This is a genomic window from Serratia sp. NFX21, assembly GCF_048517035.1.
In the GTDB taxonomy this organism is placed as follows: Bacteria; Pseudomonadota; Gammaproteobacteria; order Enterobacterales; family Enterobacteriaceae; genus Serratia; species Serratia quinivorans.
In genome coordinates this window covers 2640825-2665490 of record NZ_CP183196.1, presented here as the reverse complement: position 1 = coordinate 2665490, position 24666 = coordinate 2640825, and the positions used below count along the sequence as shown (strand labels likewise).

Below are 24666 nucleotides of genomic sequence, written 5' to 3'. Positions count from 1 at the left end.
CGACCAATTTGCCGGGAGCAAATTGGAACGACTTCCAGTCGGCCCGTAGGGTGGGACACATGGATGTGTCCCATAATGGCCCCTCGGTGCGCTAGGCCCGGGTATCTCAGCCTTAAAGGCAACTTAGAATCTGACAAGGCACATATAGCGCGCCCTGATTGATTAAAGTGATTCGCGCAGCAGCAGCGGGCAAGCCACTTTTCGCGTCTCTCGGTGATCCAGCTGATTAATCAGGTGCAGCGCCGCCTGGCGGCCCAATTCGTAGTGCGGCAGTTGTACCGTGGTCAGCGGCGGCAGGAACAGTTGACCAATGCCGACCATATTGTCATAGCCCAGCACCCCGACCTGCTGGGGGATTTTCCAGCCCTGTGCCAACAGCACCTGGTAGACCATAAACGCCACCCGATCGTTGCCGCACACCACCACATCGCAATCGCGCTGCCCCGGCGAGAAATGTCGTTGCAGCAGTTCCACGCTGTCGCGGTAGTGCTCGTCGCCGTCGGTCAGATCAAGATGATATTGCCGCAACTGCTCAACGTCGCCACCGGCCTCACGCCAGGCTCGCTCCAGCCCACGACGGCGCAACCCGGCCGCCAGGGTATTTTCCGGCAGGTGAATGCACAGCGGCGCACGATACCCTTTGGCGATCAGTGTACGCATGGCATCGTACTGCCCCTGCTCATCATCGGGGATGTAGCTGGCAACCGCATGTTCCGGGCAGACGCAATTGGCCAGCACCAGTTTTTTATCCAGCAATTTGGCAGGCAAACTCACCTGGCGCAGCCCCATGGTGGTGAAGATCACCCCGTCCGGCCGATGCGCCAGCAGCAAATCGATGGTGTGCTCCGCGCTGTCATCGGCGAACAGGTTGACGACAAAACTGTTCCAACCGTGTTCACGCGCGGTTTTTTCAATCGACAGGATCATGTCAACCGAGAAAGGGGTGGTCGCGGTATCCAGCGCCAGCACGCCGAGGGTTTGCACCCGGCTGCTGTCACCGCGAATACGCCGCGCCGCGAGATCGGGCACGTAATCGAGTTGGTCAATTGCCAGCTTAACGCGTTGGTAGGTGTCCGGCCGCAGCTTGTCTGGCTCGTTGATGGCGCGGGATACCGTCATTAACGATACCCCGGCAAGTTTGGCAACGTCTTTCAGCGAGGCCATGCGCCCTTCTCTGTGTCGGATAGAAAACCAGATGATCCCACAACTTAGCGCCGGACTCTAGCCCACTTTAGCCGGGTGTGATGTCGGCCCACAGAATAACGCTATCCTCCACCAGCGGCGTCAGTGAACCGGAGTGCTCACCTGCCGCCCACCAGCACCCTTCACGCACTGCCAAAGTGACACCGTCACCCAGCATCCAATTGCCCTGCAACACGTACAACACGCCCGCATGTTGCGCCGGTAACCTGGTTGCCGCTGTTACGCGCTGCACCCTGGCAGCCCAGCGCCCACGCCGGGTCATGATATTGAAATCCTGACTGCTGCCCCCCAGCAAGGTCGCCTGCAGTGCCACATCGCCAGAGAAAGAGAACGGCTCGCCGACCTGTGACAGGTGATGATCAATCTGCCCTTCGCTGAACAGGTGAACACCGTCACCTTCCAGCAGCGTGATAGAACGATCTATGCCGCTGAACGCCGAAAACGGGCCGTCCTGCGCGATGGTGGCGATACTGGCGCGCCAGTCAAAGTCCTGAGCCCCCGGCGGCCAGCAGGCAATCTCGCGGGTTTCTCCGCCGCCATTGCGCCACGGCGTGACCGGCAGTGCAGCAAAATCAAAACGCGTCAGGCTCATCATGCCTCCTGCAGGAAGGTTTTCAGCACCTGCAAGAACTCCGTGCTGCTCTGTTGCTGTAACGCGTGACGCCCCTGGTCGATCACCTGACGACCGCCGACAAAGACGTCGCGAATTTGTTCTTTACCCCCGGCAAACAACCAGCGATTCAGAATGGAGGTATCCGGTGCGGCGGCCAGGTAAGGATCGTCACCGTCCAGCACCAGCCAGTCGGCACGGTAGCCGCTTTGCAAACGACCGATCGGCGCGCCACAGGCCTGTGCCCCACCCTGCAGGGCCTGCTGGTAAAGCACGTCAGCCACCGCAGGCTGCTCCGGTGTGGTCAGGCGGTTGCGCCGCTGGTCACGCAGACGCTGGCCGTATTCAAACCAGCGCAGCTCCTCAACCACGTTGAGCGATACATGGCTGTCGGAACCAATGCCCCAACGGCCCTGATGTTGCAGATAGGCGTCACCGGGGAAAATACCGTCGCCCAGATTGGCTTCGGTGGTCAGGCACAGGCCCGCTACCGCCTTGCTGCGCGCCAACTGCTCGAGTTCGTCGCGATCAAGGTGGGTAGCGTGCACCAGACACCAGCGGCTATCCACCGGCAGATGTTCATACAGCCAGGCTACCGGACGACGACCGCTCCAGGCCAGGCAGTCGTTAACTTCTTTTTGCTGCTCGGCGATATGGATATGCACCGGCAGCGTGCTGTCCGACGCCGCCAGGATCTGCTGCATCTGGCCCAGTTCCACCGCACGCAGCGAGTGGAAACACAAGCCCTGGTTCTGCAGGGGCTGATCAGCCAATTGACGTGCGATCACCTGCTGCTGTTCCAGATAGCCGTCCGCATCCTGAATAAAACGTCTTTGCCCAGGCTGGGCGGGCTGGCCGCCAAACCCGGCGTAGCTGTACAGCACCGGCAACAGCGTCATACCGATCCCCGCCTGCGCTGCCGCCTGGCTGAGCCGACCGGTCATTTCGCCACGATCGGCATAAGGATTGCCGTCGGCACCATGATGCAGATAGTGGAACTCTGCCACCTGGGTGTATCCGCCTTTCAGCATTTCGATATACAGTTGGCGAGCAATGACCTCGACCTGCTCCGGCGTCAACCGTTGTACCAGGCGGTACATCAGATCGCGCCAGGTCCAGAAACTGTCCTGCGGATTGCCCGCCACCTCCGCCAACCCGGCCATCGCACGCTGAAAGGCGTGAGAATGAAGATTTGGCATACCCGGCACTACGTCGCCGTGCAGTCGGGTACAGCCCTCAGGATCGGCATCGGCAGTCACCTGGGTCAGGTGACCTTGCGCATTAACGTCCAACCGAACGTTATGCGCCCAGCCTTCAGGAAGCAGAGCGCGTGAGGCAAAATAAGCAGGCATGGCAGAATTCCACTGTTAGTGTAAAGACTAATAACGCGCGATAATCGCGCATCCGAAAAATGCACTGGCCCATCGCATTGCTGTGGCGAACCGGCCCTTAGTTGTATATACATATACATACGCCGACACCAACAGTAAACTGGTGTTATTATTTTTTTATTTGACGAGGTTAACGTCTTGGTTGATCAACAGACCGTGCTGCAACTGGCTGCTGCCATGAGCGATACCCCCGCCCCGATCTATCAACGGGTCAAGCAGGCGATCGTAAACCAAATCCGTGCCGGCCACTGGTTACCGCACCAACGCGTCCCCTCGGAAAGTGAACTGGTGGCCGAGCTTGGCGTCAGTCGCATGACCATCAACCGTGCGCTGCGCGAACTGACCACCGAAGGTTTCCTGATCCGCATGCAGGGCGTGGGGACCTTTGTCGCCGAAGCCAAAGCGCACACCGCCCTGCTGGAAGTGCATAACATCGCCGACGAAATCGCCGCCCGTGGCCACCGCCACAGCAGCAAGATCCTGCAGCTAAAGGCCCGTCCGGCCAGTGAAGAAGAAGCGCTGGCGCTAGGCATTCAACCCGGCCAGCAGCTGTTCTATTCGCAAATCGTGCATTATGAAAACGACCTGCCGGTGCAGGTGGAAGACCGCTGCGTCAATCCTCTGATCGCCCCCGACTACATGCTGCAGGATTTCGATCGCGTCACGCCTTATATCTACCTGACGCAGGCCGCCCCGCTGACCGCAGGCGAGCACATCGTGGAAGCCGTGGTGCCAACCCACCAGGAGCGCGAACTGCTGCAACTGGAGGACCACGAACCCGGCCTGCTGATCCATCGCCGCACCTGGTCCGGCAAAACCGTCGTGACCTCGGCGCGCCTGCTGTACCCCGGCAGCCGCTATCAACTGTTTGGCCGTTTCACCAGCGAAGTCTGAGCCCGGCGGGTGCTGCTTTGGCACCCGTCCTTCCACAACGATCACATCCCGATAACAAATTTTTATCCCGCCTCTTGTGACAACTCAATGAATGCGCTAGGTTGTTTTTAATTGTATATACAACCATGTGGGAGCCAAGGCTCCGGCGGAGAAAAGCCATGACTTCTGAGATTCACTGCGACAGCCTGTGGTACGGGGCCGATATCGTCACCATGCGCGACGGCAAGTATCACACCCTCAGCAACGGCGCGATCGCCACGCGTGACGGCAAAATTGTCTGGCTGGGCGAATATGACGCGCTGCCGGCGACGCTGACCGCAGATGAAAGGGTAAAATTCGACGGCGGCATCATCACGCCAGGCTTTATCGATTGCCACACCCACCTGGTATTCGGCGGCAACCGCAGCGCAGAGTTCGAACAGCGCCTGAACGGCGTGAGCTATGCCGAGATCGCCGCTCAGGGCGGCGGCATCATTTCCACGGTCAAGGCCACCCGCGATGCCGACGAAGAACGGTTACTGGAACAGGCTCTGTTCCGACTACGCCCTCTGCTGGCGGAAGGCGTGACCTGCGTCGAGATCAAATCCGGTTATGGACTGACGCCGGAAAGCGAACTGAAAATGCTGCGCGTGGCGCGTCGACTGGGCGAACTGCTGCCGGTAGAGGTGAAAACCACCTGCCTGGCGGCGCACGCCCTGCCGCCGGAATATGCCAACCGTGCCGACGACTATATCGATTTGGTGTGCAACACCATTATTCCTCAGGCCACCGCCGCCGGGCTGGCTGACGCGGTTGACGCCTTCTGTGAACATCTGGCGTTCTCACCGGCCCAGGTGGCACGGGTGTTTGCCGCCGCAGAAGCCGCCGGACTGCCGGTGAAACTGCATGCCGAACAGCTTTCCGCGCTGGGTGGCAGCGAATTGGCGGCGCAGCACCATGCGCTTTCCGCCGATCACCTTGAATATGCCACCGAACAGGATGCCCGGGCGATGGGCGACGCCGGTACCGTTGCGGTGCTGTTGCCGGGCGCTTACTACCTGCTGCGCGAAACCCAATGCCCTCCGGTTGATTTATTCCGTAAACACAACGTGGCGATGGCGATTGCCAGCGACGCCAACCCTGGTACCTCTCCGGCACTGTCGCTGCGCCTGATGATCAACATGGCCTGTACGCTGTTCCGTCTGACACCGGAAGAAGCTCTGGCAGGCGTAACGACCCACGCGGCGAAAGCGCTGGGCCTGCAGGCGAGCCACGGCACGCTGGAAACTGGCAAGGTGGCCGACTTTATACACTGGCCGCTGTCGCGACCGGCTGAACTGGCTTATTGGTTGGGTGGACAACTGCCCTGCACGGTGATTTTCCGAGGAGAAATACGTCAATGACCATTCGCGATCCTTTTGATTTCCACGCCGGCAGCCTGCCGCTGCTGATCAGCATTCCCCACGCCGGAACCCGGCTCACTCCGGCGGTTGAGGCCGGTTTGACCGAGGATGCACGACCGCTGCCCGACACTGACTGGCATATCCCTCAGTTATATGATTTTGCCCGTGCGATGGGTGCCAGCGTGCTGGTCGGCAATTACTCGCGCTTTGTCATTGACCTGAACCGCCCGGCGGACGATAAACCGCTGTATACCACCGCCACCACCGGCCTGTACCCTGACGTGCTGTTTGACGGCCGTCCGAGTTTTCTGCCGGGCAAGGCACCTTCTGATCAGGAACGGGCCGGCTATCTGCAGCAGATCTGGCAGCCGTATCACCAGCAGTTGCAAGACGAACTGGCGCGGTTAAAGGCTAAACACGGCTACGCGCTGCTGTTTGATGCGCACTCTATCGCCTCGGTGATCCCACGTTTATTCGACGGTAAACTGCCGGATCTCAATCTGGGTACCAACGGCGGCGAAAGTTGCGCCCCGGCGCTGAGCGACCTTCTGGTTGCCTGTTGTGAACAACAACAGCAATTCACCCACGTGCTTAACGGCCGCTTCAAGGGTGGGTATATCACTCGCGCTTATGGACAACCGCACCAGCAGCAGCATGCGATCCAACTGGAGTTGGCGCAGGTGAACTACATGTCCGAACAGTATCCCTTTGCCTTTGACCCACAGCGCGCCGCTTCCCTGCAACGCCTGCTGAAACAAATGATCGACAGCCTGCTGTCCTGGGGTGGCCAGCCGCGCTAACCCTTTTCGTCCCTGCTGCGGGGCCAGGTTATGGCCCCGCAGCCAGCACGCCCTCTGAACGGCATTTCTTAGCCGGCTAACTTTCTGGCGCACTTCTTGCTTCTCTCCCTCCACCGTTTCGATTTGCGTACTGCATCGCAGTTTTGATCGAAAATCTGCCTATCTGGTCGGAACAGCGCACAAAACAGCGGCACAGGGATTTCGCGGTACGCGACAATCTGGCGAAAAGCCCGCTGAGGCACAAATCAGGAACTCACTCTGGAGGCGATGTATGTCCGAAGTCCCACTAAACTGGCGCGCCGCACAGGCATGCGCCGAGCAGTTGCTGGCTGATTGGCAGCACGACGGCGAGCCCGGCGGTGCCATTACCCTGTTCGACGCCGCACAGGTCCAGGCGTGCGCCAGCGCCGGTCTGGCTGACCTGGCACAAGAAACCCCTTTTACCGCCGACAGCGTGGTGCGTTATGCGTCGGTGACCAAACATATTTTTGCCGCGCTGGCGCTAAACGCCACCGACAACGCCCTGAACCTGGATGACCGGCTTGGCGACTTGCTGCCGGAGCTGCAGGCCCCACTGGCGGACGTTACCGTCGGGCAGGCGCTGGACATGACCAGTGGGCTGCCTGACGTGCGTGAAACCCTCGGGCTGCTGGGCATCTCGGTACATACCCGCAGCGAAGCGCAACCGGTGATGCAGTTCCTTCAGGAGCTTGGCGGGCTGAACTATCCGGCCGGCAGCGAAATCACCTATACCAATACCGGCTATCGCCTGGTTGAGGCGGCGCTGCAAGCCAAGGGGTATGACTTTAACCATCTGGTGCAGCAACACATCGCCCAGCCGCTAAAAGTGCAGCTACGGGCGCCAGAGAGCTGGTTTGACGTGGTGCCAGGGCTAACCCCCGGTTACTGGCGTTCAAAACAGGGTTGGCAACTGGCCAGTGCCGGCCTGCATCTCTCCGCCTCCGGCAGTCTGACCGGCAGCGCCAATGCCCTCACCCGCTGGTTGCAAACGCTGCTGGCCGATCAGGGGCCGGGGCGCGGCGTGCTGGCGCAACTGAGCGCTCCGCGACACCTCAATCAGGGTCAACTCAGCGCTTACGGGTTGGGGCTGGCGCAAACCCCGCTCGGCAAACATCGTCTGCTGGGACACGGCGGCTCCCACGCCGGTTACAAAACCTACTTCCTGCTGGCACCCGATAGGCAAGTCGGTGTCGCACTGGTGGCTAACCGCGAGGACTGCGACAGTTTCGGCATGGCATTGCAGGTGATGGCCGCCTTACTGGGCGCAACACTACCGCAACGCAGCAGCGCCATTCCCGATGGCATTTACACCACGGTGGCCGATCCCTATTGGCTGGAAGTGAAGGACGGTAATGTCGCCTATATGGGGAGCGATGAACCGCTGTATCAGGCCGATGACGGCTACGCGGTCTCGCTTTCCGCCCATATGCCGATGCGGCTGAAATGGACCGGCGAAGCGGTTGAGGGAGAAGTCTGCCACGTGGAACGCCGTTTCCTGCCGGTCACGGCCAACCGCGAGTGTCTGAAACACGTGCAGGGTTTGTGGTATCACCCGCAATACCGCACCGCCTTTGAAATTTGCGGTGACCAGGTACACATTGGCGTTGGCCCCGCAGCGCAGTACGGCACTATCAGCTCACTGGGTCAGGGCCGCATGCTGGTCGAAAGCAGCGACGGCCCGTGGCAGAAGCGTTTTTGCCTGTACTTTCGTGGTTATAGCGTGAACTTGATTGCCAACCGCAGCCGGGTTCTGACCTTTCAGCGTAGCGGTGCCGGTGGCGATTAATCCTGCCGATCACCCCGGTTTGCCGGCCCGAATGGCCAGTAAGGCGGTAAACAGCCGCTGCTTGTCGGCCTCACTGAGGTTAGTCTGCGTTAGAGTATGAATGAAACTGTTACGGGCGGCTTCGGTCAGCGGAGCGGTTTTCAACTGCTGCGCCAGCCGCTGTAAAATGCGGCTGCTGAGTTCGGCAATTTGTGGCCGCACGCTATCCAGCGGGCGCGGCTGCCAGTCATTTTCCGGTTGTGCCAGCCAGTCGGCGCGGAAACGGTACTGAATTGCCTTGGCGGCATCCATTTGCGCCAGGATAAATGGCCGCACCGTCAGCGGATCCAATCCCAGGCGCTCTGCCTCTGCTTGCGCGCCAGCCAACACTTTAGATTCCTGCGCCAAATCCTCGATCGGCAAATGCTGCTGCGCCTTGTAACCGGCAACGTCCTTCATATAAGCCAGCCGCTGATTAACCAGTTCGCCGAGCGCTGCACCGCCGTCCGCCAGCGCTGAAAAACTGACCAGACAGCAGGCAATCAATAACGTCCTGAACATGACCATTCCTTATCTTCTCGAAAATAATCAGGAAAAGAGTTCACCACGTTCCCCTACCCCAGGCAAATAAAAAAGCCTCGCCGAAGCGAGGCTTTAAAACGGAGTGTGTAATCTTAGTTAAATACGCCGTTGATCACCGAGGCCACCAGGGCGGTACTCAGCGCCACCAGCACCAGATCGTCACCGGCAATACGCCATTCATAGCCCGGGTAGTAAGGCAGATCGCGCAACATGGATGACGGCACCATTTTCTTGGCGATGCCCGGAGGCAGCGGCTTGCCGCGCGCCAGGTTTTTTGCAATCCCCGGCGGCAATGAGCTGTAGCCGGTCAAACCATAGTTTCGTGCCAGTGAACGTGCACGATCGCGGGTAATACTGACGGAAACCAGCCCCTGGTCACTCTCGTTGCCTTTGGCTTTATTCCCATGATTGCCGTTATTACCATGATTACCGCTGTTGCCATGATTGCCACTGTTGCCATGACCGTTACCGTTACCGTTGCCCCCTTTATCGGCAAATGCCGGGGCGGATGACAGGCCCATCGAAACAATCAGCGCCAGCACTGTGAGAGTAGTACGACGTTTGCTCATGATTTCACTTCCTGCATGGGTTATTAACGTCACTATAAGCCTAATTCCCCACATAAAGCATGCGGAAAACTCTGAGAGTATGATCCCCTTTAGAGACCTGTGGCAGGCAATGTTGAGAAATATTATTCCAGCGCAAAACAATTCGATAAAACCGAATTTTAAGCCCAGATTTTTCTTGCAGCAAAATAAGTCTTGCCGTAGTTTGGCAGTGTCACAAAAAAGAGTTAGCTTGCTCTTTTTCGTCGCACCTCAAATCATTTATTATCATCCAGAATGATAATTCTGACGATTTCCCGCCGCTCAGTGCGGGATTCTTTTTACCAATAATTAGACATCAGATGCACCAATACAGTGCTTTTTGTTGAGATTTGGTTGCCAATACTTTAAATTCAGCGTCTGAGAAACCTTAACCTCCCGCGGTAGCCAGTTGGCGACGGGTGGGCGTTCAGGAGCAAAAGACATGCAAATGACCCTCATGGAATATATCACGCAGCACTTTAATGGCGATCTTCACCGCTACGCGCAATCCGAAGGCGTGAGCCGTGAACAAATCATCAGTTGGATTGATAATGAATGCCACGTAATCAAAGGACGATTATTTATGCCGGTGCGACATTTACCCGCTGAACAAGTGCAGTGATGACGAAAAAAAACCCCGCCAAAGCGGGGTTTTCTGTTTCTGATACCACGGAAAATCAGAAGTTATAACCGGCGACCAGGTAGTAGCCCCAGCCGGTGGATTTGATTGGGCCTTGTGGAGTACCGATATCCACGCCATCCTGCCACTGGCCGCCGTTATGGAAGTAACGGGCCACGAAGGAGTAGTGCCAGTGATCGTAGTTCAACGCCAGAATATGGCTGGAAGCGATCGAGTTACTGGTGCGTGCCTGACGTCCATTAACCGTGAAGTCGTCTTTGCCCAGATCGGAACCAAAGTCAAAGTTGGTAAAGCCGATGTAGCTCAGATTGCCGCCCCACACCTGGGTCAACGGCACAAAGTATTTCACCTTGAAACGGTAACCATCCCAGCTGTTTTCGTTGGCAGCCTGGTAGTTTTCCCACTGGTATTTGGCATAGATGTTCATCGACAGGCTCATCGGCAGGCCGGTTTCGATATCGGTGCCCAGACCCATGTACCAGGTGTTCTGACGGCCGTCGGTGTCGTGGCCTAGGTCATAGATGTAGTTGTTGGCGAAGTACCATTCTTTGAATGGACCAAAGCTCAGATCGGTGCCGGTCAGTTTGTCGATGGAGAAACGAGGTTCGATCTCCATAAACATCGGTGAGCCCTTGTCCCAGATACCACGGTCCGGGGTGTTACCAACGCCGAAGAATTTAGGCACATCGACGTAGCCATAGAAATCAAACCAATCTTTTTTAGCGAAGGCTTCGTACTCCAGGTAGACGTCGTTGTTCAACTGAGGTCCGAAACGGGTGTGGTAGCTGCCCACCACGTTAACGCTCTGGTGCCACCAATCCGAGACGTATTGGCTGTCTTTGCTATCAGCCATTGATGATGCACTGTAAGACGCTGCGAGCAGGATACCTGCTGCGAGAGCTATTTTTTTCATTTTATTACCACATGCTTAAAGGGCCATTTCCTGCCCGTTAGAAAAGATGACAATGAGTCTGACGACACCTGGCGTTGCCTCCGCTTACAAACTTCTTGGGCGACGCGCGCATTATAGAAATCACCGGGTGTAAGAATCTGTGATCCAGTTATGCATTTCGCGAATAGGTAATCGATTGCGTTCACATTTGTCAAATTATGTTTCATGAAAATTCACGTTCGCTGTGATTTTTGTCATGCACGGTGATTTTTAAAGCAGTTTCTGTGCCAATTGTGCGCAACACAAAAAGTTACCGGATCTTTTCGCAGAAATGAAAAAGCCGGTGTTTTTAGCACCGGCATTTCTTGGGAATGCTACTGAGGAAAACGGAGGATACGGCGGAACACTTGCCAGGATTCAGCTAATTGAAGGTATTGCCTTGGCGATATTTTCCTTACGGAATACCACCTCTTGCCCCGGCTGGATCTCCCACTCCCTGGGCGGGATATCCACCTTCGGCGCGGCGGCGATCACTGAGCCATAAATCAGTTTGTCTTCCCGGCGCAGAATGCTGACATCAAGCTGATATTCATGGCGCAGATTGGCGGTAGTCAGGCGCACGGTATCACCGCGCATATAACTTCCACCGTCAATCTCTGGCTGCTGAATGAATTGGATATCGTCTCTCATTTTTATGTTCCTTCATGTTTGTCTGCTAGTTAGATTCTAGTTCAACATTGGGCAACCGGCGGAGCATTTCCGTTAGTTTCCTCGGGTTGCCCGCCAACAAATTAACGATCCCAGAGTCACCATTACCACGCCCTGCCAGAAACTGGCGGTCAGTGCGGTATTCAATACCAGTGCGGCAAATACCGCCGACAGCACCGGGGTAAAATAGGATACCGTCGCCAACAGCGTCATATTGCCGTGCAGAATACCCACATTCCACGCCGCGTACCCCGCCCCCATCGCCATGCCGGCACAGAGTAACGTCAGGGTCACCGGCAGGGTGAACTGCATGCCGCTTTCGTGGCTAAAGGCGTATTTCACCCACAGCGCAACGGCGGTCAGGGTAATAAACAGCACCACGCCGTTATGGCCCTGGGCAATTCTCTTGGTCAGGTTGCAATATAACGCCCAAATTATCGCGCCGCCGAAGGCCAGCGAATAACTCAATGGATTGCTGCGTACGTTAGCCAGCATTTGCGCCGGCGACCAGCCGCCCTCACCGCTCATGATCCAACCGATACCGAACAATGACAGCAGTAATCCGGGCAGTAGCCACCACTTGGCCTTTTGTCCGTTAAACACCAGCGCCATCAGTACGGTGAAACAGGGCCAAAGGTAGTTGATCATCCCGACCTCGATGGCCTGCAGGCGGGTGTTGGCATAGCCCAGCGACAGCGACAGACAGATCTCATAGCTGACAAACAGCAGGCTGCCGAGGATCAGGTAGGCGCGCGGGAAATGGCGAAGATTGGGTAGCCGTAGCGCCAACAGCAGAAAAACTGCGCTGACGCTGTAGATCATCGCGGCACCGCCAATGGGCCCCAACCCTTCGCTGACGCTGCGGATCAGGCCAACCACGCTGCTCCACAGCAGGATCGCCAGCAGACCGAGCAAAGTGGCTTTATACGAAACGGGGAGTGAAGACATGGAGGTGATCCAATCGGTTATTTTTTATCAGTATTTTCACTCTACTGTCCGACGGACAAAAAAGAAAGGCGGGAAACCCCGCCTGACTCAGTTATTGCTGCGGTTGTCGTTCCAGCTGCGGTGGCGGCTGGCGGAAACGCCGGGTGAGATACGCCAGGTAACCAAAGCCCATAACCGCCCAGATCAGTCCCATGGTCAGCGAGCTTTTTTCCAGGTTTAACCACAACACGCCGACCGTTAAAGCCCCGACCAATGGCAGGAACAGATAGTTGAAGCGATCCTTCCAGCTCTTGTTACGCCCCTCGCGAATATAGAAATGACTGATCACCGACAGATTAACGAAGGTAAAAGCCACCAGCGCACCGAAGTTGATCAATGCGGTCGCCGTGACCAGATCGAAAGACAGCGCGGACAGTGCGACCAGCCCCACCAGCAACACGTTGAGTGATGGCGTGCGCCATTTCGGGTGGATATAGCCGAAATATTTTTCCGGGAACACGTTATCGCGCCCCATCACATACAACAGCCGTGAAACGCTGGCATGCGATGCCAGGCCCGAGGCCAGGGTGTTGATAAAGGTGACACACAGGAAAATCGACTGGAACAGCTTGCCGCCCACGTACAGCGCAATTTCCGGCAGTGCCGCATCCGGCTGATGGAACCGCTGAATCGAAGGGAAAAACAGTTGGATAAAGAATGACACGCTGATGAAGATCACCCCACCATACAGCGCGGTCAGAAAGATAGCGCGCGGGATCACCCTGGCGGCATCGGGCGTTTCTTCACATAGCGTGGTCACCGCATCAAAGCCGAGGAAAGAGAAACACAAGATGGTGGCGCCGGTGATGATCGGCAGTAAATGCGCATTTTCGCTGACGAAGGGTTGCAGGCTCCATACCGTCCCCAGTCCTTCACCGTTGTGCAGGCCACGTACCACCAGGAAGATAAACACCACAATGATTGCCACCTGGGCCAGTACGAACAGAGTATTGAAGTTGGCCACCAGATTGACGCTTTTCAGGTTGATGGCGGTAATGATAATCACAAAGCCCACCACCCATATCCACGGCGGCACTTCCGGGAATAACGCCGTCAGGTAAATTTTCGCCAACAGGGTATTGATCATCGGCAGGAACAGATAATCGAGCAGTGAAGACCAACCCACCAAAAAACCGACGTGCGGATTTATGGCTTTCTGCGCATAGGTGTAGGCTGAACCGGCGGTCGGGAACTGGCGCACCAGCTTGCCGTAGCTGATGGCGGTAAACAGCACGCCGGCCAGCGCCAGTAAATAGGAGGCCGGTACGTGACCGTCGGTAAGGCCGGAGACGATGCCGAAAGTGTCGAATACCGTCATTGGCGTCAGATAGGCCAGGCCCATCATCACCACTTGCCACAGCTTCAGGCTTTTACGCAGTTGCGGCTTTGCTGCCTCATTGATGTCAGTCACATTAGTCGTCATGGCTCTTCCCCTCGTTGTCCTCTGCTGGTAACCGTTTAACGTCATTCAGAGAGGCCGCGGGGAAACTGCTGCTCAGGCGGCGGGAAGTGCGGTTTAAAGACAATAAAACTCGGCCAGCGGCTGGCCCGTATTCACTGCGGCACAGGCAGATGCCTGCGCAGACGGATGAAACAGTTATGGCTGTCATGGTTATTTCCTCGCCGGCGTCCTGTACGCCAAAGTGGAAGCAATGCTTTACCGCAGCGCGCAGCATCGCAGGCCACAGGATAGCCGGCGGAATGCGCCATACGCGCGCGGTAGGATTGGCGTCGAGCGGGTCAGGCGTTTTTCAGCATCCACTCGATTTCGGTTTCGGTGATCAGGCGCTCAAACTGCACCAGCTCATCCGTTTTACAAGCCAGGTAAACATGGCTGAACCTTTCGCCCAGCAGGGCATTCAGTACCGGCTGATGCTCAAACTCATACAGCGCATCGCTTTGGCGGATCGGGAACGGTAGCCCCTCCTGCTCCAGCCCGTTGCCGGTCACCGGCTCTTGCAGCGGCAGGCTGGTTTCCAGGCCGTAGACAATGCCGGCCAGAATGGTCGCCATAACCAGATAAGGGTTGGCATCCGCACCGGCTACGCGATACTCCACGCGATGACTGTCGCGATCGCCGCAGGGAATGCGCAGCGCCACGGTGCGGTTGTTATGGCCCCAGGACGCCTGGGTCGGCACGTACATGCCCGGCTGGAAACGACGATAGGCGTTAACGTTCGGTGCCAGCAACGCAATAGAAGAAGGCATCAGGGCAATCATCCCGGCCAGCGCCTGTTTCAGCAGCGCGGAGTCTTCACCGTCGTCGTCTGCCAGTACGTTGTTGCCCTGCCGGTCCAGCATGCTGATATGCACGTGCATGCCGCTACCGGCGTGTTCTTCGTAGGGTTTGGCCATAAAGGTGGCCTGCATGTTGTGGTTTTCCGCCACCATGCGGATCAGGCGTTTTAATGCCAGCGCGTGGTCACAGGCCTGCAGGACGTTGTCGGTATGATGCAGATTGACTTCAAACTGGCCGGGTGAAGCCTCCGCCACCGCACCGTCTGCCGGCAGGCCCTGCATACGCGCCAATTCGTCAATCTCGCTCAGCACGTCGGCAAAGTGGTTAAGATTATCGACCGAGTACACCTGGCTTTGGGTATTGCGCTCCTGAGTGCCCGGCGCACACGGCGGCTGCAGATAGCCTTCCGAATCGCGCTGGCGATCGATGAGATAGAACTCCAACTCTACCGCTACTACGGGGGATAGCCCGCGCTGACGCAAACGCTGCCACACTCGGTTCAGCACATTGCGCGGTTCAACGTCAAAGGGAGTACCATCTTCATCGAGCATGGTGAGCAACACCTGGCCGATATATTGCGGATCCGCCGCCGACGGTGTCAGGGTGCCCAGCACCGGCACGCAGATATGATCCGGCTCACCCAGCTCCTGCCCCAGCCCGGCCTCCTCAACCACATTGCCGAGAATATCCATCGCAAACACCGACGCCGGGAAGTAACACCCCTTCTCCAGTTTGCTCAACCCAGCGACCGGAATACGTTTGCCGCGGAAGCTGCCGTTAAGGTCGGTCAGCAGAACGTCAACGTGCTGAGTTAATGGATAACGCTCCAGGTAGTTCTTCACTTCACGCTGGAACGCGCTACTTCGCTTTTCTTCATGATGCTGAACAAAGTTTTCCACTTCTACTATGTTGGTCTGCATGATTCACCCGCCATGTATGTTTTTGTCTGTGGTTCTCACACTTATTGCCATCGATGTTTTTTGACCATCTTGCTCAATATAATGTCCACCAATGAAACATAGATGCAACAAAATTGTTTTGCAAGTGTTACTTTGAGTTTGAATATTGCCCATTTGACTGCTAGATTTATAAAATATTGAACGAAAACGGCAGTGGAGAAGCTTATCGTTCATAATTTCGAACATACCAAGGGGACAGCATGGGCAATATATTTAACAGACCGGTGGTCGGCGTAGTGATGTGCAGGTATAGGTTAAACGGGCACCTCACTCAGACCTTGCAAGAAAAGTACCTAAATGCCGTAGTCGCTGCCGGAGGGCTGCCAATCGCCCTGCCACACGCGCTGGCTGAGCCGAAACTGCTGGAAGAATTGCTGGAGCACCTCGACGGTATTGTGCTGCCAGGCAGCCCCAGTAATGTGCAGCCGCACCTTTATGGTGAAAACGGCGATGAGCCTGACGCCGATCCTGGGCGAGATGAATTGAGCCTGGCGCTGATCCGCCACTCGCTCGACAGGCGCATTCCCCTTTTCGCCATTTGCCGCGGCATGCAAGAAATGGTGGTCGCCAGCCAGGGCACCCTGCACCGCCGGCTGTTTGAATTACCCGAACTGCTCGAGCACCGTGAAGATCACGACCTGCCGCTGGAACAACAATACGCCCCCGCCCACGAAGTCATCGTTCAGGAAGGTGGCCTGCTCTCGCAACTGATACCGGATTGCAACAGATTCTGGGTGAACTCACTGCATGGCCAGGGGGCAAAAACCCTTGGCCCCGGCGTACGTATTGAGGCCCACGCCGCCGATGGGTTGGTGGAGGCCATCAGCCTGCGCGACCAGCCTTTCGCGCTGGGTGTGCAATGGCACCCGGAATGGAACAGTGAGGAGTACGCTCTGTCACGCCTGCTGTTTGAGGGTTTCATTAGCGCCTGCCGGAACTATCAAAAGGAAAAACGCCCATGAGCGATGTCAGCTTGGCACCGGGAAAACGCCTGTCGCAAATCCGCCAGCAATTGGGATTGTCGCAGCGCCGCGCGGCCGAACTGTCTGGATTAACCCACAGCGCCATCAGCACCATCGAGCAGGACAAGGTCAGCCCGGCCATCAGTACCTTGCAAAAGCTGCTGACGGTGTATGGGCTGTCACTGTCGGCGTTTTTCGCCGAACCGGAAATACCGGATGAACCACAGATTGTGATCGATAGCCAGGATCTGATTGAGATTGGCAGCCAGGGGGTATCGATGAAGTTGATCCACAACGGCGACCCCAATCGCACCCTGGCGATGATGATCGAAACCTATGAACCGGGTACCACCACCGGCGAACGCATCAAGCATCAGGGGGAAGAGATTGGCACCCTGCTGGAAGGCGAAGTGGTTTTGCAGGTCAACGGGCAGGCCTATCACCTGTCGGCCGGGCAGAGCTACGCCATCAACACCGGCATTCCCCACAGTTTCAGCAACACGTCGGCGCGGATTTGCCGGATTATCAGCGCCCATACGCCGACGACATTCTGATCAACGGAGCAAGGTATGGACTTCCACCATTTGCAGTATTGGCAACACCGGGCGCAGGCCCTGAAAATTGAGAACCGACTGTTTATCAATGGCCGCTATCAGCAGGCCGCCGAAGGCCAAACCTTTGCCGTGGAGGATCCTGCCGGGCAACGTGAGTTGACCCAGGTTGCCCGGGGCACCAGCGTCGATATCGATCTGGCGGTCAGCGCAGCGCGTGAAGTATTTGAGCGCGGTGACTGGTCCAGGGCGGCTCCGGCACAACGCAAAACCACTTTGTTGCAGTTGGCGAACCTGATGGAACAGCATCAGGAGGAACTGGCGCTGCTGGAAACGCTGGATACCGGCAAACCGATCCGCCACAGCCTGCGCGATGACGTTCCGGGAGCCATCCGCTGCCTGCGCTGGTATGCCGAAGCGGTCGACAAGGTTTATGGCGAAATCGCCCCCACCGGCGGTGATGCGCTGGCGTTGATTGAACGCGAGCCTATCGGCGTGGTCGGCGCCATCGTGCCGTGGAACTTTCCGCTGTTATTAGCCTGTTGGAAACTCGGCCCGGCGCTGGCCACCGGCAACAGCGTGATCCTTAAACCCTCTGAAAAATCCCCGTTGACCGCCATCTATCTGGGCAAGCTGGCCCAACTGGCCGGATTGCCGGACGGCGTGCTGAATATTGTTCCAGGCTACGGTCACGATGCCGGCAAGGCATTGGCGCTGCACAACGACGTCGACGCCCTGACCTTCACCGGATCCACCCAGGTCGCCAAACAACTGATGATTTACGCCGGCCAATCCAATATGAAACGAGTCTGGCTGGAGGCCGGCGGCAAGAGCGCCAATATCATCTTTGCCGACTGCCCGGATCTGGACAAGGCCGCGCAGAGTGCCGCCGCCGGCATCTTCTATAATCAGGGACAGGTGTGCATTGCCGGCACCCGACTGTTGGTGGAAGAGAGTATTCAGCAAGAGTTCTTACAGGCGCTGCGACGACATGCGGCAGCCTTCACCCCAGGCGATCCACTCGATCCGGCGACGGTGATGGGCACGCTGATCGATCAGGGCCACTGCGAGAAAGTGGCCGACTACATCGAACAGGGCCTGAGCCAGGGTGCCGACCTGTTCCTCGACGGCCGCGAACACCCACAGAGCGGCCATGTCGGCTACCTCGGCCCGACCATTCTTACCCAGGTGGATAACACTATGAGCGTGGCGCGTGACGAGATTTTTGGCCCGGTATTGGCCGTCACCAGTTTTAGCGGTGAACAGCAGGCCATGCAGTTGGCCAACGACAGCGACTACGGTCTGGGCGCCGCCATCTGGACGCGTGACCTGTCCCGCGCCCACCGACTGGCACGCCAGTTAAAAGCCGGTACGGTGTTCGTCAATAACTACAATGACGGCGATATGACAGTGCCCTTCGGCGGCTACAAGCAAAGCGGCAACGGTCGCGACAAATCGCTGCACGCGCTGGAAAAATTCACCGAACTGAAAACCACCTGGATTTCGCTGGAATAAGGGCAAATATCATGACTGAACATGTAAAAAGCTATTATGCGGCCTCGGCCAACAGCCACGCGCCCTACCCGCAGTTGGATGACTCTATTGAATGCGACGTCTGCATCGTCGGCGGTGGCTATACCGGTCTGTCTTCCGCACTGTTTCTGGTAGAAGCCGGCTATAACGTGGTGCTGCTGGAATCTGCGCGCATCGGTTTCGGCGCCAGCGGCCGTAACGGCGGCCAATTGGTCAACTCTTACAGCCGCGATATTGACGTGATTGAACAACGCTATGGGGCAGAAAGCGCCCGCGTTCTCGGCAGTATGATGTTTGAGGGCGCAGAGATCATTCGCAGCCGTATCCAAAGGTACGCCATCGAATGTGACTATCGCCCCGGCGGCATCTTCGCCGCACTGAACAACCGGCAATACCATGCGTTGGTCGAGCAGAAACAGAACTGGGAACGCTACGGCAATACTCAACTTGAGCTGCTGGACGCCGGGCGTATCCGTCAAGAGGTCAATAGCGAGCGCTACGTCGGCGCGCTGCTGGATCATAGCGGTGGTCATATTCATCCATTGAATCTGGCACTCGGGGAAGCCGAAGCCATTCGCCTGCAGGGTGGGCGGATCTTCGAACAATCGGCCGTGACCAACATTCGCCACGGCGAACCGGCGATGGTCAGTACCGCTAATGGGCAGGTGAAGGCGCGTTATGTGATCGTGGCCGGTAACGCTTATCTGGGCGATAAGCTGGAGCCAAGACTGGCCAAATGCAGCATGCCGTGCGGCACACAGGTGGTTGCCACCGAGCCGCTGGCACCGGAAGTGGCGCAGTCGCTGATCCCACAAAATTACTGCGTCGAGGACTGCAACTATCTGCTGGATTATTACCGTATTACCGGTGATAACCGCCTGCTGTACGGCGGTGGTGTGGTGTACGGTGCCCGCGATCCGGACGATATCGACAATCTGATCCGCCCGAAACTGCTGAAAACCTTCCCACAGTTGAAAGGGGTAAATATCGACTACCGCTGGACCGGCAATTTCCTGCTGACGCTGTCGCGTATGCCACAGTTCGGCCGACTGGAAAACAACGTCTATTACATGCAGGGCTACAGCGGCCACGGCGTGACCTGTACCCATCTGGCGGGTAAATTGATTGCCGAGTTAATGCAAGGCGATGCGGAACGCTTCGATGCCTTTGCCAAACTGCCGCACCTGCCGTTCTTCGGTGGCCGCAACCTGCAAATCCCGTTTACCGCCATCGGCGCGGCCTACTACACACTGCGCGATCGGATCGGGGTGTAAAGCACGCAGGCCCGGCGTTTAGCCTTGCCGGGCCTGATGATTAACGCTTAAACAATCTTCGGTTGGCCGTCTGAGGCGGTCGCCCCACCGTCAACCGGGATATTGGCACCGTTGATAAAGCTGGCGTCGTCACTGGCCAGGAATGCCATCACCGCAGCCACTTCTTCCGGCTCTGCCGCTCGGCCCAAAGCAATGCGTTCGTTGAATTTGTCGCGGATCTCCTGCGGCCAGCCGTTGGTCATATTGGTTTTTACCAGGCTCGGGCACACCGAGTTCACCCGCACGCCATCACCACCGTGATCGAGCGCCATGGCACGCGTCAGGTTTACCACTGCCCCTTTGGCCGCGCAGTAATATGCCGCGCCCCAGTCGCCGCCCAGGCCAGAGACCGATGCGGTGTTAACGATGCAGCCTTTGGTTTTCAGCAGATACGGCATGGCAAACTTGGAACAGAACACCACGCCGTCAATATCGACCCCGGCGATGCGACGCCAGTCAGCTACGCTGGTTTCCAGCACGCTACCCGCAACGTGCACACCGGCATTGTTTAACAGCACGTCGATGCGGCCCAATTTCTCCGCGACTTCGTTCATCATTTTTTCAACCGCGACGTGGTCAGAAACGTCGACATGCACCGCCAGTGCCTTGCCTTTCGGCAGCGAGGCCGCCACTTTATCTACCGCTTCCTTTGCCCAGTCAGCCAGCACCACGGTTGCGCCCTCAGCGGAAAACCGGCGTGCTGCCGCTTCCCCCATCCCGTTGCCTGCCCCGGTGATGATGACCACTTTATTGTCGAAACGCATAAGAACTCCTCCATGTGAATGTATTTTTATAAATCATACAAATACTGATTGAGTCCGAGGATAAAACTCATGGGCGGAGAGGGACAGTCAAAACGTGCGGTTTACTAATCACAAAGAGGTATCTGGTGCAAATTCAATGCGCTAAGTCAGGCATTATCGGAATTAAGCCAAGTATTTGATAGGGTTAATAAAATTCATTTCAGTGACTATTCCCTCTGTGCATTATCACCTATCAATAAGTCCCGTACCGGTGCGATAACGCAGTTGGCGTGCACAAAAAACCATCGCCTTCACCTGCCTTTATCGTTCCTTAAATAGAACGATGCATCCTGAGTTAACCCTCTAGCGGAATTTTCCCCTGCCCCTACACTGTTTCCAAACACTGAGATTACATCTTGGTTAGGCAGCATTAATTGTTTTCAACGTCCCGATTACAGAGGAATAAAAGATGAGCACTCCAGCAAACTTTAATGGCCAGCGTCCTGTTATTGATGCTAATGACGCGGTCATGTTGTTGATTGACCACCAGAGTGGCCTGTTCCAAACCGTCGGCGATATGCCAATGACGGAACTGCGCGCTCGCGCTGGTGCCCTGGCCAGTATCGCTACGCTTAGCAAGTTGCCGGTCATTACCACTGCATCAGTACCGCAAGGTCCGAATGGCCCTTTGATCCCTGAGATCCACCAAAATGCCCCGCATGCGCAATATGTGGCGCGCAAAGGTGAGATCAACGCCTGGGATAACCCGGACTTTGTTGCAGCCGTTAAAGCGACCGGCCGCAAAACTCTGATTATCGCCGGTACCATCACCAGTGTTTGCATGGCCTTCCCGTCGATCAGCGCCGTTGCCGAAGGCTATAAAGTCTTTGCCGTTATCGACGCCTCGGGTACCTATTCGAAAATGGCGCAGGAAATTACCCTGGCGCGTGTGGTGCAGGCAGGTGTGGTACCGATCGATACCGCCGGCGTGGCCTCTGAACTTCAGGGCAGCTGGAATCGCGAGGATGCACAACAATGGGCCGAGGTTTACACCAAAATCTTCCCTGCGTATCAACTGCTGATTGAAAGCTACGTTAAAGCCCAGGACGTAGTGAAAAATAACGAAGTGCTGGATTCCCAGCGCGACTAACGCTCCTGCTCTGGCTGGTCTGCTTCCCCCTGGGCCAGCCCTGTTCACCTGAGCAATATGCATAAAAAAACCCCGGCTTTCGGCCAGGGTCATCAATGTTTGTCGGTCACTTTCCCGACTGTCATGTTATGGCGTAAGCGTCCGTCCAACACTCCAACCTTACGCAGCCTAAGCACAACTTTTTCACAACAGCAAAATAGACTCAATCGCGGCCGCTATTATTATTACGACGCCAATCTTTTTTGCTGTTGCCAATAACTATTGCTATTGGAATATTCTGAATATAAATATTTTAGATAAACTCCGGGTAATCCCGGAGTTTATTCAGGTAATTCTTTTATTTCTTAGCTGCTCCGGTTTACACCTTCTTCGCTATCGTAAGAAATAAAACACTACCTATAAATTATAAAACTACTACGTTGCCGGCAGAAGGACCCTTCTGACCGTTTTCGATAGTGAATTCAACGCGCTGACCTTCATCAAGCGTTTTGAAATCATTGCTCTGGATAGCGGAGAAGTGCACGAACACGTCTTTGCTGCCGTCTGCCGGGGAGATAAAGCCAAAACCTTTACCTGCATCAAACCATTTTACCAAACCAGTCATTTTAGTAGACATAGATATTTCCTTTATATTTTTGAGACGCCATAAGGCGATTGAGGTCTGTTTTTATTGGAAACTTACTTGGGCACTAGAGAAGGAAATTCGCGGAAGAAGAGGTATCTATGGGATATCACTAATACTGAGAACTGCTTTACTAAAACTGCTTTCATAAGGTCTGTACTACAAACCGATGACGCTATTTATACACGAGGTATTTATTTAAGCAAGGAATATTTATTATAATATTTATACACACCATTTATTATTCAACCACTGCTACCCCCTTAGCCGTGCCCCGTAAGGGCCTGACGGCCCCAGAGTGCTAAAAGGCTTAGCCAATAACCGCAATACCCAGCCGCTCCATTATCTGAAACACCTGATAGCTGTCCAGCTTCACGCCCTGCAGATCGGTGCTGCGCAGATCCAGCTCACCCAATTCCGAGTTGGTCAAATCACAATGGGTAAAGTTGGCGGCACGCCAATCAAACGACGCAAACTCGCCACCGGAAAGATCCGAACCGCTAAAAGTCGCTCCCAGGATCTGTGCACTGTTCCAGCGGTTTTCCCATAGCTCGCACTTCTCCAGTACCACTTTCGAAAAATTGGCGTAGCTCAGGTTGCTTTTGGTGATGTATGCGCTGCAAAACCAGGTGCGTGGGGTGATCATATTCATAAAGCTGGTGCCGCGAAAGTCTGCGCCCTGTGCCCGACACTCACGGATTTCAATACCTAACGCGCTGGCATTTCTGAAGTCCGCCATCGACAGGTCACAGTTTTTGAAGCTGGCATCTTTCAATAAGGCGCGGCTGAAATTACCGCCCTGTTGGCTCTCGCGGTCATAAAACTGACAGTCGATAAATTCGGTCCCCGTCAGGTCGGTGCCCGAAAAATCGCAGTTGATAAAGCTGCCGTTTTCAATTTTTTCGCCGGTAAACCGGTTACGAGCAATCTTTTCACCATCCAACTTCAGCGCCATCGCACCACACCTGTTTATTTATACAGTCAGTGAGGCATTATAAGCAGATCTGCTGGCCAGTGAAAAACGTTTTGCCCGGTTTTTCCGCTGCACAGCACAAAAAACACAGCGAGAGGATACTGGGGCTTAAACCTGCCGCACCTGAAGGCGATTCATGTTTACCCCGCCAGTCTGCGCCTGCAACACGCCCTGTTCAATTAACGCGTATAGCCGGAAATTCAAAAAGGTGTCGCCCACCGAATAGGGAGTATTCACCATGGCGTTTCCCACCACCCTGGAGCCCTGGGTATACTCGCTCGGGCAATGTTCCAGCAGCAGCGGATCGTAGTAATCCAACGCTTTCCCCTGCACTTCTCCCTGGGTAAAAATCCTCACGGGTGCAGTGTCCGCCAACAACCGCCGCCAGTCTTCAATGAGCGCCGCTTTATCTTCTTGAGTCAATTCACGCCGACGGATCCACAGCGGCTCCAACATTTCAGCCGGACACCAGTTGGTGCTCATCCGCCCGGTGTGTTCGGTGACGTTAACCACAAAGACCTGCCGCTCGCCGATCAGCGGCAACAGTGCGCGCAACATCAGTTGCTCATCGGGGTTATCGCCAATCCACAGAGTCACCTGACCGGTGACGGCGGCTAGCTGTATTTTCAGGCTTTCCATCGCCGTCAGGCGCTGTGAAGAAGTGTCCCACTCCGGCGCGTAAACCGATTGGTGCAGATCGCGAAACCAGCAGGATCTCGCCTGCTGTCCCTGATCATCATCCAGCGCACACAGAGGTCCGAATGACAAGGTATCGGTGAAATCCAGAACGTTTTCTCCCGGGTAGGCCAACCGCACGCAGCCCCCCGACAGTGCGATATGCACATCCTTCATCAATGCTCTCCTCCGTCTGTTCCCTAAAATAATCCTGAAGGAATTCTGCCAACATTTCTGCGCCGTCACTAGATAAAAAATCCGAATTTGCCTGCCCGAATGACACAAAAAAACTGCACCTTACTCAGTTGGTATCCAACTTTTTGGGTGCAGTTCACTTGGGCGGTTCAGACTACTGACAAAGCCCGTTGTTAGGGAGAGCGTGCCGAAGGGGTCGTAGCGGCTTGCCCGCCGGAGCGCCCCTCGGTGCGCTAGGCCCGGGTATCTCGGATTCAAAGACAACTTTGTTATCACACTCAACCGCCCT

The 24666-nt window shown here is 56.1% G+C and carries 24 protein-coding genes; 10 read left to right on the top strand and 14 right to left on the bottom strand.

The window, feature by feature from the left end; translation table 11 throughout:
* Nucleotides 1–162 precede the first annotated feature (162 nt).
* The 3 genes from ACNT1W_RS12650 to ACNT1W_RS12640 all read right to left on the bottom strand — a co-directional run bounded on the left by ACNT1W_RS12650 (nt 163) and on the right by ACNT1W_RS12640 (nt 3165).
* Complete coding sequence (locus ACNT1W_RS12650; protein WP_115184820.1) at nt 163–1164, bottom strand: LacI family DNA-binding transcriptional regulator; 1002 nt, start codon at nt 1162–1164, stop codon at nt 163–165.
* Between the two features lie 67 nt (nt 1165–1231).
* Nucleotides 1232–1795, bottom strand: coding sequence for a HutD family protein (locus tag ACNT1W_RS12645; RefSeq protein ID WP_419245658.1), 564 nt, complete (start codon nt 1793–1795; stop codon nt 1232–1234).
* Nucleotides 1795–3165, bottom strand: coding sequence for a formimidoylglutamate deiminase (locus tag ACNT1W_RS12640; RefSeq protein ID WP_419245657.1), 1371 nt, complete (start codon nt 3163–3165; stop codon nt 1795–1797). The genes ACNT1W_RS12645 and ACNT1W_RS12640 overlap by 1 nt, the downstream gene beginning before the upstream one ends.
* Before the next feature lie 177 nt (nt 3166–3342).
* Here ACNT1W_RS12640 and hutC point away from each other — a divergent pair, with 177 nt between their 5' ends.
* From hutC to ACNT1W_RS12620, 4 genes are all read left to right on the top strand, one after another.
* Nucleotides 3343–4098, top strand: coding sequence for a histidine utilization repressor (gene hutC / locus ACNT1W_RS12635; protein ID WP_012006500.1), 756 nt, complete (start codon nt 3343–3345; stop codon nt 4096–4098).
* 158 nt (nt 4099–4256) lie between these two features.
* Nucleotides 4257–5480 (top strand): imidazolonepropionase, encoded by a 1224-nt coding sequence (gene hutI, locus ACNT1W_RS12630; protein ID WP_419245656.1) that lies wholly within the window; start codon nt 4257–4259, stop codon nt 5478–5480.
* Nucleotides 5477–6280, top strand: a complete 804-nt coding sequence (hutG, locus tag ACNT1W_RS12625) for an N-formylglutamate deformylase (protein ID WP_261423063.1) — start codon at nt 5477–5479, stop codon at nt 6278–6280. The genes hutI and hutG overlap by 4 nt, the downstream gene beginning before the upstream one ends.
* A gap of 271 nt (nt 6281–6551) precedes the next feature.
* On the top strand, nt 6552–8087 hold the full coding sequence (locus ACNT1W_RS12620; RefSeq protein ID WP_112363749.1) for a serine hydrolase domain-containing protein: 1536 nt from the start codon (nt 6552–6554) through the stop codon (nt 8085–8087).
* A 9-nt stretch (nt 8088–8096) separates the two neighbouring features.
* Here the strand turns inward: ACNT1W_RS12620 and ACNT1W_RS12615 are convergent, their stop codons facing one another.
* Together ACNT1W_RS12615 and ACNT1W_RS12610 are read right to left on the bottom strand one after the other, a co-directional pair.
* Complete coding sequence (locus ACNT1W_RS12615; RefSeq protein WP_419245655.1) at nt 8097–8627, bottom strand: chorismate mutase; 531 nt, start codon at nt 8625–8627, stop codon at nt 8097–8099.
* Nucleotides 8628–8740: 113 nt separating this feature from the next.
* Nucleotides 8741–9217, bottom strand: coding sequence for an anti-virulence regulator CigR family protein (locus ACNT1W_RS12610; protein ID WP_012006495.1), 477 nt, complete (start codon nt 9215–9217; stop codon nt 8741–8743).
* Between the two features lie 460 nt (nt 9218–9677).
* Here ACNT1W_RS12610 and ACNT1W_RS12605 point away from each other — a divergent pair, with 460 nt between their 5' ends.
* Nucleotides 9678–9857, top strand: a complete 180-nt coding sequence (locus tag ACNT1W_RS12605) for a hypothetical protein (RefSeq protein ID WP_041418544.1) — start codon at nt 9678–9680, stop codon at nt 9855–9857.
* A gap of 55 nt (nt 9858–9912) precedes the next feature.
* Here ACNT1W_RS12605 and ACNT1W_RS12600 read toward each other — a convergent pair whose 3' ends face one another.
* The 5 genes from ACNT1W_RS12600 to ACNT1W_RS12580 form a co-directional block, all read right to left on the bottom strand.
* Nucleotides 9913–10788 carry a nucleoside-specific channel-forming protein Tsx gene (locus ACNT1W_RS12600; protein WP_218218074.1) on the bottom strand — a complete coding sequence of 292 codons (876 nt, stop codon included), beginning with the start codon at nt 10786–10788 and terminating at the stop codon, nt 9913–9915.
* A 396-nt stretch (nt 10789–11184) separates the two neighbouring features.
* Nucleotides 11185–11457 carry a hypothetical protein gene (locus tag ACNT1W_RS12595; protein ID WP_012006493.1) on the bottom strand — a complete coding sequence of 91 codons (273 nt, stop codon included), beginning with the start codon at nt 11455–11457 and terminating at the stop codon, nt 11185–11187.
* Nucleotides 11458–11529: 72 nt separating this feature from the next.
* Complete coding sequence (yddG, locus tag ACNT1W_RS12590) at nt 11530–12423, bottom strand: aromatic amino acid DMT transporter YddG (RefSeq protein ID WP_012006492.1); 894 nt, start codon at nt 12421–12423, stop codon at nt 11530–11532.
* 91 nt (nt 12424–12514) lie between these two features.
* Entirely contained in the window at nt 12515–13885 is a 1371-nt protein-coding gene (locus tag ACNT1W_RS12585) for an APC family permease (RefSeq protein ID WP_012006491.1), read from the bottom strand.
* 317 nt (nt 13886–14202) lie between these two features.
* A complete protein-coding gene (locus tag ACNT1W_RS12580) occupies nt 14203–15621 on the bottom strand; it encodes a glutamine synthetase family protein (protein WP_259188901.1) in 1419 nt (472 codons plus the stop codon).
* Between the two features lie 239 nt (nt 15622–15860).
* Between ACNT1W_RS12580 and puuD the strand changes: the two genes are divergently transcribed.
* The 4 genes from puuD to ACNT1W_RS12560 are packed head-to-tail and all read left to right on the top strand — an operon-like array spanning nt 15861 to nt 19980.
* Complete coding sequence (gene puuD, locus ACNT1W_RS12575) at nt 15861–16622, top strand: gamma-glutamyl-gamma-aminobutyrate hydrolase (protein WP_012006489.1); 762 nt, start codon at nt 15861–15863, stop codon at nt 16620–16622.
* On the top strand, nt 16619–17176 hold the full coding sequence (puuR, locus tag ACNT1W_RS12570) for an HTH-type transcriptional regulator PuuR (protein ID WP_012006488.1): 558 nt from the start codon (nt 16619–16621) through the stop codon (nt 17174–17176). Before puuD ends, puuR begins: the two co-directional genes overlap by 4 nt.
* A 15-nt stretch (nt 17177–17191) precedes the next feature.
* Nucleotides 17192–18688, top strand: a complete 1497-nt coding sequence (gene puuC / locus ACNT1W_RS12565; RefSeq protein WP_112363753.1) for an aldehyde dehydrogenase PuuC — start codon at nt 17192–17194, stop codon at nt 18686–18688.
* An 11-nt stretch (nt 18689–18699) separates the two neighbouring features.
* Nucleotides 18700–19980, top strand: coding sequence for an NAD(P)/FAD-dependent oxidoreductase (locus ACNT1W_RS12560; RefSeq protein WP_419245654.1), 1281 nt, complete (start codon nt 18700–18702; stop codon nt 19978–19980).
* Between the two features lie 47 nt (nt 19981–20027).
* Here the strand turns inward: ACNT1W_RS12560 and ACNT1W_RS12555 are convergent, their stop codons facing one another.
* Complete coding sequence (locus ACNT1W_RS12555) at nt 20028–20783, bottom strand: SDR family NAD(P)-dependent oxidoreductase (RefSeq protein WP_261098643.1); 756 nt, start codon at nt 20781–20783, stop codon at nt 20028–20030.
* 448 nt (nt 20784–21231) lie between these two features.
* Between ACNT1W_RS12555 and ACNT1W_RS12550 the strand changes: the two genes are divergently transcribed.
* Nucleotides 21232–21912 carry a hydrolase gene (locus tag ACNT1W_RS12550; protein WP_012006484.1) on the top strand — a complete coding sequence of 227 codons (681 nt, stop codon included), beginning with the start codon at nt 21232–21234 and terminating at the stop codon, nt 21910–21912.
* A 403-nt stretch (nt 21913–22315) separates the two neighbouring features.
* Here ACNT1W_RS12550 and cspA read toward each other — a convergent pair whose 3' ends face one another.
* The 3 genes from cspA to ACNT1W_RS12535 all read right to left on the bottom strand — a co-directional run bounded on the left by cspA (nt 22316) and on the right by ACNT1W_RS12535 (nt 24359).
* A complete protein-coding gene (gene cspA / locus ACNT1W_RS12545; protein ID WP_012006483.1) occupies nt 22316–22528 on the bottom strand; it encodes an RNA chaperone/antiterminator CspA in 213 nt (70 codons plus the stop codon).
* A gap of 316 nt (nt 22529–22844) precedes the next feature.
* On the bottom strand, nt 22845–23489 hold the full coding sequence (locus tag ACNT1W_RS12540) for a Qnr family pentapeptide repeat protein (RefSeq protein WP_419245653.1): 645 nt from the start codon (nt 23487–23489) through the stop codon (nt 22845–22847).
* Between the two features lie 126 nt (nt 23490–23615).
* The gene (locus ACNT1W_RS12535) at nt 23616–24359 is read right to left on the bottom strand and encodes a DUF3658 domain-containing protein (protein ID WP_115184831.1); all 744 of its coding nucleotides are present in this window, start codon (nt 24357–24359) and stop codon (nt 23616–23618) included.
* Between the last annotated feature and the right edge of the window lie 307 nt (nt 24360–24666).

Excerpts from the sequence above, each read along its gene's own strand:
- ACNT1W_RS12535 (WP_115184831.1), bottom strand. The coding sequence starts at position 24,359 with ATGAAGGATGTGCATATCGCACTGTCGGGGGGCTGCGTGCGGTTGGCC.
- ACNT1W_RS12615 (WP_419245655.1), bottom strand. The coding sequence starts at position 8,627 with ATGTTCAGGACGTTATTGATTGCCTGCTGTCTGGTCAGTTTTTCAGCG.
- ACNT1W_RS12605 (WP_041418544.1), top strand. The coding sequence starts at position 9,678 with ATGCAAATGACCCTCATGGAATATATCACGCAGCACTTTAATGGCGAT.
- ACNT1W_RS12540 (WP_419245653.1), bottom strand. The coding sequence starts at position 23,489 with ATGGCGCTGAAGTTGGATGGTGAAAAGATTGCTCGTAACCGGTTTACC.
- ACNT1W_RS12580 (WP_259188901.1), bottom strand. The coding sequence starts at position 15,621 with ATGCAGACCAACATAGTAGAAGTGGAAAACTTTGTTCAGCATCATGAA.
- ACNT1W_RS12600 (WP_218218074.1), bottom strand. The coding sequence starts at position 10,788 with ATGAAAAAAATAGCTCTCGCAGCAGGTATCCTGCTCGCAGCGTCTTAC.
- cspA (WP_012006483.1), bottom strand. The coding sequence starts at position 22,528 with ATGTCTACTAAAATGACTGGTTTGGTAAAATGGTTTGATGCAGGTAAA.
- ACNT1W_RS12650 (WP_115184820.1), bottom strand. The coding sequence starts at position 1,164 with ATGGCCTCGCTGAAAGACGTTGCCAAACTTGCCGGGGTATCGTTAATG.
- puuR (WP_012006488.1), top strand. The coding sequence starts at position 16,619 with ATGAGCGATGTCAGCTTGGCACCGGGAAAACGCCTGTCGCAAATCCGC.
- ACNT1W_RS12640 (WP_419245657.1), bottom strand. The coding sequence starts at position 3,165 with ATGCCTGCTTATTTTGCCTCACGCGCTCTGCTTCCTGAAGGCTGGGCG.
- puuC (WP_112363753.1), top strand. The coding sequence starts at position 17,192 with ATGGACTTCCACCATTTGCAGTATTGGCAACACCGGGCGCAGGCCCTG.
- ACNT1W_RS12620 (WP_112363749.1), top strand. The coding sequence starts at position 6,552 with ATGTCCGAAGTCCCACTAAACTGGCGCGCCGCACAGGCATGCGCCGAG.
- ACNT1W_RS12595 (WP_012006493.1), bottom strand. The coding sequence starts at position 11,457 with ATGAGAGACGATATCCAATTCATTCAGCAGCCAGAGATTGACGGTGGA.
- ACNT1W_RS12585 (WP_012006491.1), bottom strand. The coding sequence starts at position 13,885 with ATGACGACTAATGTGACTGACATCAATGAGGCAGCAAAGCCGCAACTG.
- ACNT1W_RS12555 (WP_261098643.1), bottom strand. The coding sequence starts at position 20,783 with ATGCGTTTCGACAATAAAGTGGTCATCATCACCGGGGCAGGCAACGGG.
- puuD (WP_012006489.1), top strand. The coding sequence starts at position 15,861 with ATGGGCAATATATTTAACAGACCGGTGGTCGGCGTAGTGATGTGCAGG.
- ACNT1W_RS12550 (WP_012006484.1), top strand. The coding sequence starts at position 21,232 with ATGAGCACTCCAGCAAACTTTAATGGCCAGCGTCCTGTTATTGATGCT.
- yddG (WP_012006492.1), bottom strand. The coding sequence starts at position 12,423 with ATGTCTTCACTCCCCGTTTCGTATAAAGCCACTTTGCTCGGTCTGCTG.
- hutG (WP_261423063.1), top strand. The coding sequence starts at position 5,477 with ATGACCATTCGCGATCCTTTTGATTTCCACGCCGGCAGCCTGCCGCTG.
- ACNT1W_RS12560 (WP_419245654.1), top strand. The coding sequence starts at position 18,700 with ATGACTGAACATGTAAAAAGCTATTATGCGGCCTCGGCCAACAGCCAC.
- ACNT1W_RS12610 (WP_012006495.1), bottom strand. The coding sequence starts at position 9,217 with ATGAGCAAACGTCGTACTACTCTCACAGTGCTGGCGCTGATTGTTTCG.
- ACNT1W_RS12645 (WP_419245658.1), bottom strand. The coding sequence starts at position 1,795 with ATGAGCCTGACGCGTTTTGATTTTGCTGCACTGCCGGTCACGCCGTGG.
- hutI (WP_419245656.1), top strand. The coding sequence starts at position 4,257 with ATGACTTCTGAGATTCACTGCGACAGCCTGTGGTACGGGGCCGATATC.